Here is a 14,566-nt window from a genome sequence, read left to right on the forward strand (position 1 = left end):
ACGAGGTCTCCCAGCGGCGGCCTCTGGAAATCGTTCGCCGCAAGAAAGGCAGATATAGCCATCAAAATTGACTCCCAAGTAGTAGGCCTTGCGAACAAACGAATGCCTGCACTCCTGGGATTCAGCTGTTTTTTTTGGGGCATCTGATCTCATACGACGCTTCTGAATTTCTAAGTAGAAAAAAGGCCCGCTAGGCGGGCTTAAGGATTACCGAGGGTGTGCGCTAAACGCACACATGGTTGACTACAAGATTTCCAGAATGTGCGTTGTAAAAAACTATCTTTTGACACCCCATTTTGTGACGTGCCCATTCGAATGGCTACCCTCTCTGTTCGACTACAAATTGAGAAATTTACCGTGAAGGAAAAGCTGCAAGACAATTTTTTATCGCGAAACGATCCAAGCATAATTTTCATATAGCGTGAGCGATGGCCAACATTGAACCTAATATGTCACTACTGTCAGAATGCTACCGCTAACTCTTCGTGACCCTTATTGGACGCAAAGGGTTTGGTTTTGATCAAATTTCCGTATGCTATCCGTTCGGATAGTAAAAATTACCCGAGAGGCCGATTTATCAGAAAACTATCCATATTGATGGTTATACGTTTTTTTTTTAGAATTTATCTCCCGTCGCTAATAAATAAATCGAACTTGATGAGGTCGTTGCTAACTAATAATTACTACTGTTTTGCGGAGCCTTCGCTATGCGTATAGGATTAATTACTCATAACAAATATGCCCTAGCCGAGCCTATGTACGGTGGTCTAGAGGCGTTTACGCACGATTTGATCACCGAACTTAGAAATCGCGGGCATGAACTGATTGTGTTTGGCGTAAGAGGCGATCCAGAAAGCTTGATGTCAATCCAGTGTCTGACACCCAGTTCGTTAGGCACCATCTATGGCGAGTCAGACTTCTCTTTGTTGGCACATCGCGAGTATCTGCAGATAATGCTAACGGTTGATCTACATGGACTTGACGTTATATTTAACAACAGCTTGCATTATGTGCCACCGACAATGGCGACTTCCATCAGAACCCCGATGCTGACTGTGCTTCATACACCGCCAATTCCGGAGCTGAGTCAGGCTTATGCCCACCCTGATGTAGGAGGATATTTGTGTTCGCCCTCCCAAGCGAACGCGAAGAATTGGGGTAAATTGATTTCAGCCTGCGAAGTCATTCCTAACGCAGTGGATCTAGAATTGTGGAGGCCCCTCGGCCCGCGATCAGATTCGGGGATCTGGTCAGGGCGTATAGTGCCTGAAAAAGGGCTCCATCTGGCAATAGACGCAGCAAGGATGGCGAACATTACGCTGCGGGTTGCTGGGCCTATTTCAGATCCTGTCTATTTCGCGCAATACATCCAACCGCGGTTGGGCTCAGGTGTCACGTATCTAGGCCACCTTTCTAGGGCCGCGCTAGCGGCGGAAGTCGCTGGTTCTTCGGTCGCACTCGTAACTCCCCGTTGGGAAGAGCCGTTTGGATTAGTCGTCGCGGAGGCTATTGCGTGTGGAACGCCAGTTGCGGGTTTCCGTCGTGGAGCCCTGCCAGAATTAGTCACCCGCGATGTGGGTGTGTTGGTCGACCCTGACGATGTAGCCGCCTTGGCAGGTGCAATCAGATTGGCCCTTAAATTGTCATCTGATGCCTGCAGGGCTACCGCACTAAACCGGTGGTCCTTTAGCGAGCAAGTGTCACGTTACGAGGCTGCTTTGGCGAAGGTAGCTAGACTCCGACCCCGCCCTTCGTTTGGTAGCATTTCTGAAGCAATAACGTTCAACGCTAACGGACCGAAAGAGGAAAACGCTGGCTCCGTTTAGGAGTGGATGGTGGCAGCATGTGAATGATCTGGTGGGCCAGTGAGCGGGAGATAGGTTATCAGTCGGATAGCCTAGCTGTGGTCACTATGATACCGGTGATCGGTCGGGTGCTGATGAAAGGACGTTCAGCAACTCTTCGCCATGCCGCCGCGGATTTAGACCAGCGAGCAAGGTTTTGCGAGATACCGTTACTCAATCATGGTTGAGCGCGCGCTGCTGGCTTCGATTATTGAGGACACGCGTGAATATTCAGGGAGAAATAGGGTCGCTAGCCGGAAAGCTCTCCTCCACCGCCTGATCGAGCTGAGACTCACTGATCGACCGGTTTTGGGTGGCAGTGATTTGGTCACAATGGCAGGTTTCGTCCGAACACCTGGCCCCTGCCGGATGTAGGTCAGCGCACGCTTGACTGCAATAGCCCTTTCCATCACGTCGAAAATTTTCGACGGCGCTCGCCATACATTTACAATCCGTACAGGCACATTTCCCTAATTGATCACGCGAATCCATCGTTCAATCTCCGGTATTCTTCGATGCATAGCTCCTGAATTTATGAACAGCCATTTGAATAATTTGCGCGTTTGGCCATACACAACTCGCAGCTGCTTTAATAGCGGCTGGCACCCGCGACGAAAGCTATTGCTGTCGATGCGGGTGCCAAGGCCACCATTCCTCATGACTTAGGATTTATCACGCCCGCCACTATTCCCGCCGCTATTACTGTTCTGCCCTCCTTTTTTTCCAGCTTCAGATGCCTTCTCGGGATCGTTGGCGAAATTTCCACCGGATGCTTGCCCACCCTTCTTTCCGGCCTCGGATGCTTTTTTCGGATCATTCGCGAAGTTGCCGGGGTTTTTGTTTTCAGTTGTCATAGCTTTCTCCAATATGAGCACCCATCACAGTTGATGGGTTATCGTTAAGACGGACCGCTTTGCACGACGTTGATTTGAAATTTGATAATGCAGACGAACGGCAAGATGTTATTCAATTGGATAGTATAGATAATGTACATCTGTTTGGATGAGAGTTGACCTTTCTTGATGCGATATCTTACGACGATAAATGTACGATGTATGCCGTTGGTCCAATTTAACATCTTTACCCTCAGCTCACGGTCTATCGTTAACGTGCCAAAAAGGAAAATCGGATGTTAGCCTAGTCCGCATCTGAAGTAATGAAAACTAGATTTGGTCGCGGTAAACACGGTGTGAAAAAAATCCCATATCGAGCCGCACGGTCAAAGCTATTGAGAAGAGGGCAAAGATATGATTGATGAAAACGAAATTCGTAAACGTGCGTATGAATTGTGGCAACGTGATGGCTCCCCGGAGGGTTCCCATGCGGATCACTGGCGCGAAGCTGGTGAACAATTAGAAGCGGAACAAGTGCCTACAAATGAAGGCACTGCGTCAGCTGCCCAGGACGGGCCGTCCTCTGGTGTCCATGTAGCGATGCTCGAGGACGCAAACGATAGAGAATAGCATCGCCCCTTTTTTATGGACATTTCAGACAGTTTAGTCTAACCAAGTTGCCGGATTGCTATGAGATGTTTCCGGCAATTGGTTAAGGAGTTATTCATGTCAATGCTTTCAAAGAAATCCAAGCTAGAGGCGTGGTACCTCATCCTCTATGACGATTTGTATCGCGCTGATAGACCTGAAGATTACCACAAGGCATTAATCCGCCGAGCTGATGAATTAGTGCTGCAGAACATCATAAGCCTAGAGGAGTGGCAAGTTCTTAAGAACGCAGCGGACGATGCCCTTTGTTGTGAAATAGAGAAGTCTGCTTTATCAAAAGAAACTCACTTTTCCGACCTGTCACTCAAGCTCAATAACGACCTTGCGGAACACTGGGGAGTTAGCTAGACGGGACCAAGCTGAGCATCTGTAGGAGAAAGCACCTGCATTTTATTATGAAAACTCTAGACGGATGCGTGGGCAAAAAAAACCACGGATGAACCGTGGTTGAAGGAGAGATTCGGTAGAGCGCTTTAGCGGTGAATGTAGGTCGGCATGTCGAAACGGTGCTGGCTTTGCAGGGAGGCAATGGCGGGCAGCTCGCCTGGTTGCATTGCTAGGTCACGTTTGATGGCTCCAATGACCCATTCGATTTGCAAGCTGCTTTGCAGCTGATGGTAGGACAGAACGCGCGTGACGCTGCGGCCAGTCCTGTCCCGCATCTTGAACAGCAGACCACCATCGGGACGGGATTGGGTGCTGGTTTGAAATTCGGAAAAAGCGGATAGAAGCTTTTCGATTTGATGCATTATCGCGAACTCGCTGCAGGCTGGAATATGCAATCGTCATCGCAGCAAGCGTGCCATATTCGCAGTTCTAAATTTTCCTCTTTATTTCAATGGGATAGGATTACTACTGTATTGGGCCGTCAGGCATTTTGCCTGATTGATCCGTTACAGATAGGGCAAAAAGCAAAGGCTCTTGAGCCAGCTCCAAGCGCTATCAAGTTGCGGTCAGCCCCTCGGATATCGCTTCGGCTGAGGCTCCCAAGAACGTCAAGCTGACGATTGTCGGGCAAACGCCCAGCATGAAGGATCGGGCTTGCTGGCCTTTCAGACAGGGCAGCATTGAGGCTCGCAACTGTCGACTTTCAGTAGGTCTCAAACATCGAAACTAGGGCAAAATGACTGTGAGGCGGCCCAGGCGCACTGCAGGCAGAGCTTGACGCCACCAAAGCGGCGCGCAAAAAGTTCAAGTAAATCGAACTGGTGTCTATCGAATCTGCGTAGAACTGTCCTCGCAGCCTCTTTCGGAAATTCATCTGAATGTGATTGCCTTGAATCGGAGCCGACGTATCGCAGATCCGGTCATGTTCACGGTGGTGTGGTGAGTCACCCTTAAGCTGGGCCATTTCGGCCTGGTGCTCAAGGACTGGTTGTCTCCAGGCGGAACGCTAAACTGCCGTGACACGCTGAGATATGGCTGCAGCGCGAATAAATCTAAAAAGGGGGTAGGGTTTTGGGCCGCATAACTTCTGCAATGTACCGGCGTTTTTTGACGCTTGGTTTACTGACTAGCACGCTCCAGCTGGCTGGGTGCATCACTCTTTTAAATAAGGACCCGCACGAAGTGGCCCAGTCATGGGTGGGTCTGAACGTGAACGCCTTACTGCAAAAATGGGGAAACCCGCCTACCCCAGTGTTCAAAAACGGCGCTGAAACTGGCTACTACTGGACGTTTGGCAAAAATGGGGGCTACGTCAATACGACGCATCAAGAGGCCCAGGGCCAGGATGGGAACGGTCAGATGGTCATGGGGGAGGTTGCGGGAGGCTACTACCAGCCGCCGACGAGCTATTGCGAGCTGACCTTTTATGCAAATCCTTCGGGTGTCATCACTCGCTACGTGCTGAAAGAGCATGACCATACCCAATGCACCTTGTATGTAGCGAGTTGGGGTGGCCCTGGCAAGAAAGGGTTGTTTTATTGAGCCGCCTCGTCTGATCGGTCTTTATGCGCGGGTTGAGCTCCGCGCAGTCTTCAATATTTAACCCGGAAGGTCGGGGAGTCCTCAGGTCGGCTTTGCCGCCGATCGTAGATCCGCGTGGTGCTGATATTGGCGTGCCCCAGCCAGACCTGCACCTTGGCGATGTCGGCCTCGTGGTCCAATGCGTTGGTGGCGGCCGTGGCTCGCAAGCCGTGCACACCTAATCCTGCGACTTCGATACCCGCCGCTTTGGCGTATTTGCCGACCAACGCATAGATGCCGTCGGCGCTGATGCCGACACCGGTCGAGCGTCCGCGCAACGGCAAAAACAGCGGCGCCTTGCTGTCGAGCTGGTGATGCGCGGTCGCTTCCAGGTACGCATAAATCCGCTCCAAAGCCACCGGGTGCAAGGGCAGAAATCGCAGCTTGTTGCCCTTGCCGTGAATACGCAGGTGCTTGATGCCGCGTCGCTCCTGCAGGTCCGCCACCATTAATAAGGCCGCTTCTTCGCGGCGCAGGCCGTGGTACAGCAGCACTGCCAGAATTGCCCGATCGCGCAGACCTTTAAGAGTCTCTGGGTCAGGCGCATCGAGCAGCACTTTCGCCTGGTGATCACCTAGCGCCGGGGTCTTGCCTTCATTGCTTTCGATCTTCGGGCGTTTCACGCCGTGCACCGGATTACCGCCGGCGACCGCGTTGCTTTCCAGCAAATGATCGAACAAGCTGGCCAGCGCAGCGAGCTTGCGCCGGATCGTTGCCCCTGCCAGCCCACGGTGTTCCAACTGAGCGCGCCAAGCCAGCACGTGCGCCCGGTTCACCGAGCGAAACTCTTGCGCTGCGGACAGTCCAACAAACCCACAGAAATCTTCCAGATCCGCCTGGTAGGCACGACGGGTCCGAGGGTTGTCGATATTGGCGAACCATTCCACCGCGGCCGGCACTGCGGCCAGGTGCTGAAATTCAGCCGCCGTCAGGCGGCGTTCGCCTTCGGCGACAACGATCATGTCCTTCATTTATTAGACCCTGAATGGTGACGGGCTTTGATGAGCTCAGCTTTAATTTGCGGCCATTCTGGCGAGGCCTGCATTTCGCGGATCTTGCGTTCGTAAGGCAGCTCGGGCACCAGGTGCGCCCAACGTTGTTTCGCCTGGTCCATCTCGCTCACTCGCAGGTCCTGCTCAAGCTGCCCGCCGGCCGCTGCAAAGCGTTTTCGTGCTTTGGCCCAAAACAGAATTGAGTCACCACGCTGATGCAGTGGAATGATCGGCACCTGGTGCATTTTCCACAGTCGCCAAAGGGTCGCCAGCGCATAACCCCGAAAACGAAACCCGCTTCGAATTTCGATCATATTGATGTAGAGCCGATCACCGAGTGGATTGATGCCATAGTCCACTTCTCCGACGCGGACACCCTCGACCTCTATGTGGGCAAGGGTGTCAATGCCGGGGTAAACGAAATTCCCGCGATGCGATTCTTCCCGCACGGTGACTAGTGCGACAGTGTTGCTTTCCTGATCCAGATTTTTTGCATTACGTCTATGGTGAATTTCTCGAATTTTCCTAAAAACAGACATACGGCCTCCTGCCTCAAAACTGATGATAACGTATTTTATCATTATTTATTCGTTAATGACCCTGGCTTTTTTTTCGTCATAAAATGACCGTAGACGCTTCTGCGTTATCGGGCCGCGATACGCCTCCGATCAATCGTAGGTACTGGATTAGTTGAAGGAGGAGGGGTCTGTATCACTATGACTGTAGTAATTTGCCAACCTATGGTCTGTCTGCCTCATGTTCAGCGGATCGCTCAGGGTCTAGTGAGATGATCACGGCGGGCCTATCTTGTGGTGTCACCATGTCGGGACCCAGCGCATCTCTGGGAGATATTCTTTGTTTTGGACAACCGATTGGGGCGCTACAGATCAAGCAAGTGAATCGCCCCGGATTTTCTAGATACTCTCCACGCTCAGGAAATAGCGTTTGCTCAGCTGCACTCCTTGGCAAAGTACGCGGCGGCCTTTTTAAGATGTCTCGCTCTTCAGTCACACGCTTGAGTTCGGAGCGAAGCTGACGCAGCTCGGCTTGCTGGTCATCGTCTTGCTGACGCTGCTCTTGGGGTTTGCTGTAGAGCTTGATCCAGGCGCAGAGGCTGTGAAAGGACATGCCCGGTCGCTGGCAACATCGGCGACAGGTTTGCCTTTCTCAGTCACTTGCTTGACCGCTTCGATCTTGAGTTCTTCGGGGTAACGCTGACAACTCATGGTACCTCCTATTTGGACCTCATCATGAGGCTTGGAGGTGTCTATGAAACCAGGGGTGATTCAGACAGCCCACTGATCACATCCTTCGCAAACCTAGATTCCGATGTGATCGAAGAGTCAGACTCCAGAACATCTCTGGCAAGGCGGACACCGGACATCATCCACCGCTTCTCCGGTCCAAAAAAATTTCTGTAGGTAGTACGGCTATGGCCTTGGGGAGTGATACCTGCCCCCCCGCGAAGGACCATGACATTCACCATAAATTTTCCGTTGTACTCTCCTATCGCACCTGATGCAGGGCGAAACTTTGGATACGGGCTGAATGCACTTTGGGTCCACTGCCAAGCTACGTCAAAGGCCTGCTCTAGAACCCCGAGCTCCGCAGCTACCTCCCATTCGTACTCAGTCGGGAGCCGAGCCTTTGCCCAGTCAGCAAAAGCTGCTGCTTCGTAGTAACTCACGTGAAGAACGGGTTGCTCCGGGTCGATTGCCTCCAAACCGCGAAGCGTCATTTGCATCCACTCTTGTTCAATGCGCATCCAGTACAGCGGGCTGACCCATCTCTCTGTCTGAACTGTTGCCCATCCGTCAGCCAACCAGTGGACGGGCTTCTCGTATCCACCGTCTTGCATGAACTCAAGCCATTGCCCATTCGTTACAAGGCGGTCCGAAATTGCGTAACTCGACAGCAGCACCTGATGGTTAGGCCCCTCATGATCAAATGCAAATCCCTCGCCGCTGTGTCCTACCGATTGAATGCCAGGCTCTATAAGCGTGTATCGACCACGACGTCCAGCGTGTGGCTTAGGCCATGCTGCATCGAATGCAGGCTTTAGCGATGAGGTATTGAACATATGCAATATGTCCATCAGTAAAAGTTCCTGATGTTGCTCCTCATGAGCGATACCCAATTCTATAAGCTCTTTGACGTCTTTCGAGACAGGCCTGTTGAGCATTTTACGAATGTGCTCGTCTACATAGGTTCGGTAAGACAATACGTTATCAATAGAAGGCCGAGTCATTAGCCCTCTCGCTGCACGAGGATGCCGAGGCCCAACAGCGTCATAGTAGGAGTTGAAAAGGTATGCGTAGGCGCCATTGAAGACTGAATAGCCTCCCACAGTTGGTTGTAGAATAAACGTCTCAAAAAACCAGGTCGTGTGCGCTAGGTGCCATTTGGCAGGACTGGCATCGGGCGTTGATTGCACCACCATATCTTCTGGCGTCAACGTCTCTATGAGCTTCTCTGTGTGATTCCTGACGACCGCATATCGTCGGGCAAGAACATCGTCGTCCGACGAAGATTCTTTGGCTATAACATGGGAAAGCATTACCGAAAACTCCAACTGAGTAGACGCCTGCGCGGCCTGATTAAGTTTTTTAGGGGTGAAACTTAGATTCCGGAACAGTCCAAGCTCTGAGCGCCGCTCCATTTGCGCGTATCGTGCCGGATAGAATTTCGTCGGCAGCGCCGCTGGCTGGCTTTGAAGCACGGATCACTTCTTTCCATCAATTAGAAACGACCCGAGCCTAAATGACTTAACGCTTATGCATGCGACGCCATGCACCTGGCGTACAGCCCTCGGATTTAATGAAAACCCTAGAGAGATGACTTTGGTCAACAAAGCCGCAAAGAATTGCGATCTGGGCCAGCGGTGCATCGCCCAGTAACAGGAACTCTCTAACTTTCTGTAGCCTCAAGCTGATTAACCATCGGTGCGGAGTGGTTCCCGTAGTTTGCTTAAATGCCCTGGCAAAGTGGTTAGCTGACAGCCCTACAAGCTTGGCGAGGGTGTCGAGCGGGACATCCTGCGCGTAGTAAGAATCTATATATTCTTGTACCCGATGAAATTGCCAAGGCGCCAATCCACCACGTATCAAGCCTCGCGAGGATTGACTGTCACCGTAATGAACTCGGACATGCTCATAAAATGCCAGCGCCATGTAGTGGTAGAACATCGAAGGTGCCGTCCCGGTGGCAAGGCTGGCCCGCAGGCTTTGGGCTATGCCGTAGAGGACCTGATCTACCTCTCCGTAACGGCCAGCCCGCAATCCGGCTGTCCCCTCGATTTCGTTTTCTTGAGCGAGTTCCTCTAGTGTTTTCTGAGAGATATACATACGGAGTGTGTCGAACGGCCGGTCCAGCGCCACAGCCGGTGAATCATTGAAGTCAAAAAGGTAAACCGATCCTCCTTGCGCTGGGCGCAGTTGGGTATGGCGGGAACCAGTCCATAAGTGTCCAAAAAAGCGGCCCGTCACTGGAACCTGAAACGCGTAAGCGTCCTCTCCGGGAACGGCCAGCGTATGACCCTTCAAGACCTCATCGCTGCGCAGGTGCGTAAACACTATCGGGCTGTTGGCCGCTGGCACGACAACCGTCGGCGGGGTCTGGATTCGGAAACGGCGGCTTAAAGTTTCCTCAATATCGTTGAGCGACATCATCACCCCCTTGCAGAACACGGAGATATTTTTCGTCGGTTGCAGCTCGGTGCGATTGGACAAAACAACCACCGATTGTATTTTCTATGCACAAGTTAACAACCTGCGCATTTCGCCGTTCCAAACGCTATTGACGGCAAGCGGTAGCACTCGTAGTTATCTCCATCCATTCACTCTCGTGGCCGCACGAAGATGACCTTGAGTTCGAAGTCTGAGCTTAGCCGCCCTACCGAGATCTATGAGGCCATGACGTCCCAACAAAAACCTTGATCTTGATCGCCGCCCCGCTCCCATTTCCTTCCTCGTTATGGATTTCATGGGTCGGGTTTGAATAGCGGTGGATTTGGATCTCGGGGGTGGTCGACGCCCACTGGCCTATGAATGCGGTCACCCTCAGGGTGAAGAAACCACAACACTGCACATACAGCCGTTCACATATTCAGGAGAAACCAATGAAGCTACCAGGACCAGATCATCCGATCACTATCGCTCAAAGTGAAAAATTGATCGTCGTCAGTTTCCACGGCGAAGAAATTGCTCGCACAGCCCGCGCGCTTGAGCTGAAAGAGGCCACTTACCCAACCGTTTACTACATCCCTCGCGATGACGTGCGAATGGATCTGATGGCTCCATCCGAGCGACAGACCTACTGCCCATATAAAGGGGACGCCACCTACCGCAGCCTAAGTGACACACCGGGAGACGGCTTAGACGCGGTATGGAGCTACGAGCAGCCCTATCCGGCAATGGAGCAAATCCGTGAGCACTTGGCGTTTTACACTGACCAGGTCGAAATCGTTACCTCACCGTTGATTTGAGGGCTACCAACTGTGCTCAGCCGGGGCTGATCTCCGGCTGCGCAACGAATGCTTGCACCCCGAAGCCGTCGTCCAAGAGCCGCGCAATTGGTTTCACTTGATATGGCGAACCCGCTGGCTCGAAACACGATCTAGGCTGGTGCTATATCTGATTCTTGAATCGCATTTCTCTTCTGGAAAGCGCCGCCTTCGGCTCCGGTCACTTCTACTGACTCCAGTTCACCATCCCCTGTTCTCGAACCAGTTACCCCCACTCAAGTTGCTACTTTGGCCGTCTGCGGCGTCGGACCGGTTATTGCTCGGGCTCGATTTCAACTAGTTCACTCGGAAAGACTCATCCATTTTTGGAATAGCCCCTATCCCGCCGGATGGCTATCTGACAAAGCGGCGAACCTCTAAATTTCCCTCAACGCAACATGCAAGCCGGAGCTTTCCGGCCATCCTAAATGCTCCTGAGGCCTAAAATGACCAAGTTATTCAAACCGGTGAAAGTCGGCGCTTTTGACCTAAACCACGGTGTGGTGCTGGCTCCGATGACTCGTCTTCGCACAATCCAACCTGGCGATATTCCTAGCCCAATGATGGCGGACTTCTACGGTCAGCGCGCATCTGAAGGCGGTTTGCTGGTGATCGAAGCTGCAAGCGTTTCGGCTCAGGCACGGTCCTACCTTGGTGCCGCGAGCATCTACCATGATGGTCAGGACGCAGGCTGGAAAGCCATCGCGGATGCAGTTCACGCTAAAGGCGGATACGCAATTCTGCAACTCATTCACGGCGGCCGCCAGAGCCATGAAGATGTGGCAGACGGCGCTCAGCCGATCGCACCATCGGTTGTGCCTTTCGAAGGTGTCGCGCTGACGAAAGATGGTTTTGTACCGGCGTCCGCTCATCGTGCGGTACGGATCGAGGAGATTCCTGGCCTAATCGAAGATTTTCGCCAAGCAGCAGTACGAGCTAAAAAGGCGGGGTTCGATGGCGTCGAATTGCATGGCGCCAACGGGTATCTGGTTGACCAGTTCATTCAGGACGGTACTAATCGGCGCACCGATGAATACGGCGGTCCGGTAGAGAACCGTGTGCGTTTCTTGCGCGAAGCGTTGGAAGCTTTGATCTCCGTATTCGGCCCTGACCGAGTGGGCGTACGTCTTTCCCCCTCCGGCGAGTGGGGTAGCGTCACCGACAGTAATACTCAAGCCACCTTTAGCCATGTGGCAAAAGTCTTGGATAGCTACAAAATCGCGTACATCCACGTGATCGAACCGCGTGTGAAGGGTGACGACACGTTGCACGAAGGACAGGGTGTGGTGGTGGCGTCTTACCTGCGTCCGCGCTTTTCTGGCCCGATCATCGCCGCTGGTGGCTTCGACCGCGAGGGTGCCATTGCAATCGTTGAAAAAGGCGACGCGGACCTCGTAGCCTTCGGCCGCCACTTCTCCTCGAACCCGGATCTGCCATACCGCTTGGCGAACAATTTGCCACTGACTCCATATGTTCGTGCGGCATTCTGGGGCGGGGACGAGACCAACTACTCGGACTTCCCAACCTACGCCGAGCGCGAAGCGGTAGCGGAGGCCGTTTGATCGAATGCCGCGCCTCGGGTAGTCGAGGCGCGGCTTTCGCTTGAACCCCTCTACAGCCTGCTTCCACAAAGGAGATGTAGACATGAGCCGGGATTCTTCAGGGAAAAAAGATGAAACCGACTATGCGGCGGATATTGCAACCGCAGCAGCAGCCAGTGCTTTACCCAAAGCTTTACGCGCAGGCGAGCGTGCGCCTTCGTTTAGGCTGATCGACACCAAAGGTAATCCGGTCATGCTCGAAACGGCCCTTCAAGCGGGCCCAGTTGTTTTGAATTTTTTAAGGGGCGCGTGGTGTAGCTTTGGCGAATCCAGCCTGGCTCGGCTTGCCTCAACATATGAAAAGATCCTCGAGGCAGGTGGAGTTGCTTTCGCTGTTGCTCCGCCCAGTCGTGCAGCTGCACACCGGCCGCCGCTTCCTATTCCTGAACTTATAGACGTGGAGATGAAGGTAGCGCGTTCGTTCGGTCTTGCGTTCGAGCTCCCTGAAGAGCTCAGGTCGAGATATATACAGCTTGGCTATATCCCCCCCAAGTCTCGCAAACCTGATAGCTTTTTGGCGCCTATCCAGGCGACTTATCTCATTGATCAGAAGGGCGTCATTCTGCTCGCCCATATCGATGCAGACTATCGTCATCAGCTAGATAATAAAGCCCTGTTGGGAGCGCTGAAAGGAATACAAGCCCGGTCGCAAGCGCGCGAGCATGCCGCAAAGTCGAAGGGCAACTGGCGCCTCAAATAACTCAAACTAAATTTGCTTAAACCCCCAAGGCACGGTTCAGGTGTCAACGTATCTGCGCCTCGGATAATCTGCCATGCTGACAATCTTAGGCACAATCCCGACTTAGGCAATCATTCGATGGGCGCAGCCACCAGCTCTATTGGACCTCGCGTCTCTCTTACTGGAGGATCTTGATGGATCGCCTCGCTGCGATGGAAATTTACATCCGAGTGGTGGATACAGGATCGTTCTCGGCGGCGGCCCGGCACTTCGACATTGGACAGCCGGCGGTGTCAAAATCAGTTGCGCAGTTAGAAGAGTGGCTCGGCGTCAAACTCCTGCTTCGCTCCACCCGATCGCTAACCCCTACGCAAGCCGGTCAGAGCTTCTATCTAAGAGCCAAACGCTCAGTGGAGGAAGCGGATGAAGCTGTCCTAGCGGCGCGCGGTACAGCTGCGGGGCTCACCGGAAAACTTCGTGTGTCGGCCGCCGTGTGCTTTGCGCGACTGCACATTGTCCCTCGGCTACCGGAATTTTTGGAGAAGCATCCCGAGCTTGACCTTGAACTGATTCTGGACGATCGCAATATCGATCTTGTTGCGGAAGGAATTGATCTGGCTTTGCGGATGGGCGTTTTGCCCGACTCCAGCATGACCGCCAAGCGTATCGGAGAGGCAAGGCGCCGGGTACTGGCAACGCCTGAATATCTGGCCCGACACGGAACGCCTACAACTCCATCCGACCTTCTTTCCCATCGTGCAGTAATTTATTCGCGCGATTTGGGAGGCGGTGAGCATTGGACATTCAAGAAAGAAACCGTGGAGCAGTCGGTAAAGCTGGAGGGGCGTGTGACCATTTCTGCCACTGAGGGTCTGCGAGCAGCAGTTTTTTCCAGCTTAGGAATCGCAGTTGCCTCTGAGTGGGCCTTTTCGCCCGAACTCCGTTCAGGCCGTGTCGTGTCGGTAATCGATGATTGGTATCTGCCCAATATCGCCCTCTCTGCGCTGTATCCTACGGGACGTATGGCAAGCAGCAAGGCGCGACACTTCGCGACATTTGTCCAAAATAGCCTGGCGCCTGAGTTCGCTCCCGAATTGCTGGGTGCGAGTGATCGGTCTTAAGAGATGATGAGCATTTCGGTAGACGACCGCTCTGGCATTGGGCATCGAAGCAACGGTTATAGTGCTAGGAGCAGCTTTTGGGGCTGACATGGGGGATTCGCGGAAGCGGTTTACATTCGGTGAAACTCATCGAAACTCGGATGATGAAGACTGTTGGCCGTTACAACAGTAAACGGCACCGCTGATAGCCTGCCGCTGCGTGACTGAAAGTTGATCTAGCCACGCTGTCAAAGACTACTGAGAGGAAAGCCAAGTCTGTCTCTCGGCAAGTTCTCAGGTGCTCGACCCGAGTGATCGCCGAGGCGCTTTTACAGTTGAGCTGTAAAGGCGCCTTAAAAGGATATAGCGTGTTAACGGA

The 14,566-nt window shown here is 53.0% G+C and carries 15 protein-coding genes and 1 pseudogene; 8 read left to right on the forward strand and 8 right to left on the reverse strand.

Features of this window, described 5'->3' with window-relative positions:
- Positions 1 to 755 precede the first annotated feature (755 nt).
- On the forward strand, positions 756 to 1,826 hold the full coding sequence (locus ACIQAL_RS21795) for a glycosyltransferase (RefSeq protein ID WP_401149803.1): 1,071 nt from the start codon (positions 756 to 758) through the stop codon (positions 1,824 to 1,826).
- Between the two features lie 249 nt (positions 1,827 to 2,075).
- On the opposite strand, the gene ACIQAL_RS21800 is transcribed toward ACIQAL_RS21795, so the two are convergent.
- Both ACIQAL_RS21800 and ACIQAL_RS21805 read right to left on the reverse strand, forming a co-directional pair.
- A complete protein-coding gene (locus tag ACIQAL_RS21800; RefSeq protein ID WP_401149368.1) occupies positions 2,076 to 2,336 on the reverse strand; it encodes a metallothionein family protein in 261 nt (86 codons plus the stop codon).
- A gap of 170 nt (positions 2,337 to 2,506) precedes the next feature.
- On the reverse strand, positions 2,507 to 2,698 hold the full coding sequence (locus ACIQAL_RS21805) for a general stress protein (RefSeq protein ID WP_401149371.1): 192 nt from the start codon (positions 2,696 to 2,698) through the stop codon (positions 2,507 to 2,509).
- A 393-nt stretch (positions 2,699 to 3,091) separates the two neighbouring features.
- Here ACIQAL_RS21805 and ACIQAL_RS21810 point away from each other — a divergent pair, with 393 nt between their 5' ends.
- The gene (locus ACIQAL_RS21810; protein ID WP_401149374.1) at positions 3,092 to 3,307 is read left to right on the forward strand and encodes a DUF2934 domain-containing protein; all 216 of its coding nucleotides are present in this window, start codon (positions 3,092 to 3,094) and stop codon (positions 3,305 to 3,307) included.
- A gap of 96 nt (positions 3,308 to 3,403) precedes the next feature.
- Positions 3,404 to 3,694, forward strand: a complete 291-nt coding sequence (locus ACIQAL_RS21815; protein ID WP_401149377.1) for a hypothetical protein — start codon at positions 3,404 to 3,406, stop codon at positions 3,692 to 3,694.
- Positions 3,695 to 3,819: 125 nt separating this feature from the next.
- Here the strand turns inward: ACIQAL_RS21815 and ACIQAL_RS21820 are convergent, their stop codons facing one another.
- Positions 3,820 to 4,095 (reverse strand): DUF3509 domain-containing protein, encoded by a 276-nt coding sequence (locus ACIQAL_RS21820; protein WP_401149380.1) that lies wholly within the window; start codon positions 4,093 to 4,095, stop codon positions 3,820 to 3,822.
- An 820-nt stretch (positions 4,096 to 4,915) separates the two neighbouring features.
- On the opposite strand from ACIQAL_RS21820, the gene ACIQAL_RS21825 reads away from it, so the two are divergent.
- Positions 4,916 to 5,275 carry a hypothetical protein gene (locus tag ACIQAL_RS21825; protein ID WP_401149383.1) on the forward strand — a complete coding sequence of 120 codons (360 nt, stop codon included), beginning with the start codon at positions 4,916 to 4,918 and terminating at the stop codon, positions 5,273 to 5,275.
- A 50-nt stretch (positions 5,276 to 5,325) separates the two neighbouring features.
- Here ACIQAL_RS21825 and ACIQAL_RS21830 read toward each other — a convergent pair whose 3' ends face one another.
- From ACIQAL_RS21830 to ACIQAL_RS21850, 5 genes and pseudogenes are all read right to left on the reverse strand, one after another.
- The gene (locus ACIQAL_RS21830) at positions 5,326 to 6,285 is read right to left on the reverse strand and encodes a tyrosine-type recombinase/integrase (protein ID WP_401149386.1); all 960 of its coding nucleotides are present in this window, start codon (positions 6,283 to 6,285) and stop codon (positions 5,326 to 5,328) included.
- On the reverse strand, positions 6,282 to 6,887 hold the full coding sequence (locus tag ACIQAL_RS21835; RefSeq protein WP_401149389.1) for an N-acetyltransferase: 606 nt from the start codon (positions 6,885 to 6,887) through the stop codon (positions 6,282 to 6,284). The genes ACIQAL_RS21830 and ACIQAL_RS21835 overlap by 4 nt, the downstream gene beginning before the upstream one ends.
- 369 nt (positions 6,888 to 7,256) lie before the next feature.
- A pseudogene (locus ACIQAL_RS21840) lies at positions 7,257 to 7,532 on the reverse strand (transposase); the annotation flags it as partial.
- 41 nt (positions 7,533 to 7,573) lie between these two features.
- The gene (gene egtB / locus ACIQAL_RS21845; RefSeq protein WP_401149392.1) at positions 7,574 to 9,025 is read right to left on the reverse strand and encodes an ergothioneine biosynthesis protein EgtB; all 1,452 of its coding nucleotides are present in this window, start codon (positions 9,023 to 9,025) and stop codon (positions 7,574 to 7,576) included.
- A gap of 46 nt (positions 9,026 to 9,071) precedes the next feature.
- Positions 9,072 to 10,034, reverse strand: a complete 963-nt coding sequence (locus ACIQAL_RS21850; RefSeq protein WP_401149395.1) for a helix-turn-helix domain-containing protein — start codon at positions 10,032 to 10,034, stop codon at positions 9,072 to 9,074.
- Positions 10,035 to 10,423: 389 nt separating this feature from the next.
- Here ACIQAL_RS21850 and ACIQAL_RS21855 point away from each other — a divergent pair, with 389 nt between their 5' ends.
- The 4 genes from ACIQAL_RS21855 to ACIQAL_RS21870 all read left to right on the forward strand — a co-directional run bounded on the left by ACIQAL_RS21855 (position 10,424) and on the right by ACIQAL_RS21870 (position 14,208).
- The gene (locus ACIQAL_RS21855; protein ID WP_401149398.1) at positions 10,424 to 10,789 is read left to right on the forward strand and encodes a DUF427 domain-containing protein; all 366 of its coding nucleotides are present in this window, start codon (positions 10,424 to 10,426) and stop codon (positions 10,787 to 10,789) included.
- A gap of 464 nt (positions 10,790 to 11,253) precedes the next feature.
- On the forward strand, positions 11,254 to 12,369 hold the full coding sequence (locus ACIQAL_RS21860; protein WP_401149400.1) for an alkene reductase: 1,116 nt from the start codon (positions 11,254 to 11,256) through the stop codon (positions 12,367 to 12,369).
- 82 nt (positions 12,370 to 12,451) lie between these two features.
- Positions 12,452 to 13,108 carry a peroxiredoxin-like family protein gene (locus ACIQAL_RS21865; RefSeq protein ID WP_401149401.1) on the forward strand — a complete coding sequence of 219 codons (657 nt, stop codon included), beginning with the start codon at positions 12,452 to 12,454 and terminating at the stop codon, positions 13,106 to 13,108.
- A 173-nt stretch (positions 13,109 to 13,281) separates the two neighbouring features.
- The gene (locus ACIQAL_RS21870) at positions 13,282 to 14,208 is read left to right on the forward strand and encodes a LysR family transcriptional regulator (protein WP_401149402.1); all 927 of its coding nucleotides are present in this window, start codon (positions 13,282 to 13,284) and stop codon (positions 14,206 to 14,208) included.
- Positions 14,209 to 14,566: the final 358 nt, after the last annotated feature.

The sequence above is a fragment of the Pseudomonas sp. NPDC088368 genome (genome assembly GCF_044753445.1).
Taxonomy (GTDB): domain Bacteria; phylum Pseudomonadota; class Gammaproteobacteria; order Pseudomonadales; family Pseudomonadaceae; genus Aquipseudomonas; species Aquipseudomonas bambusae.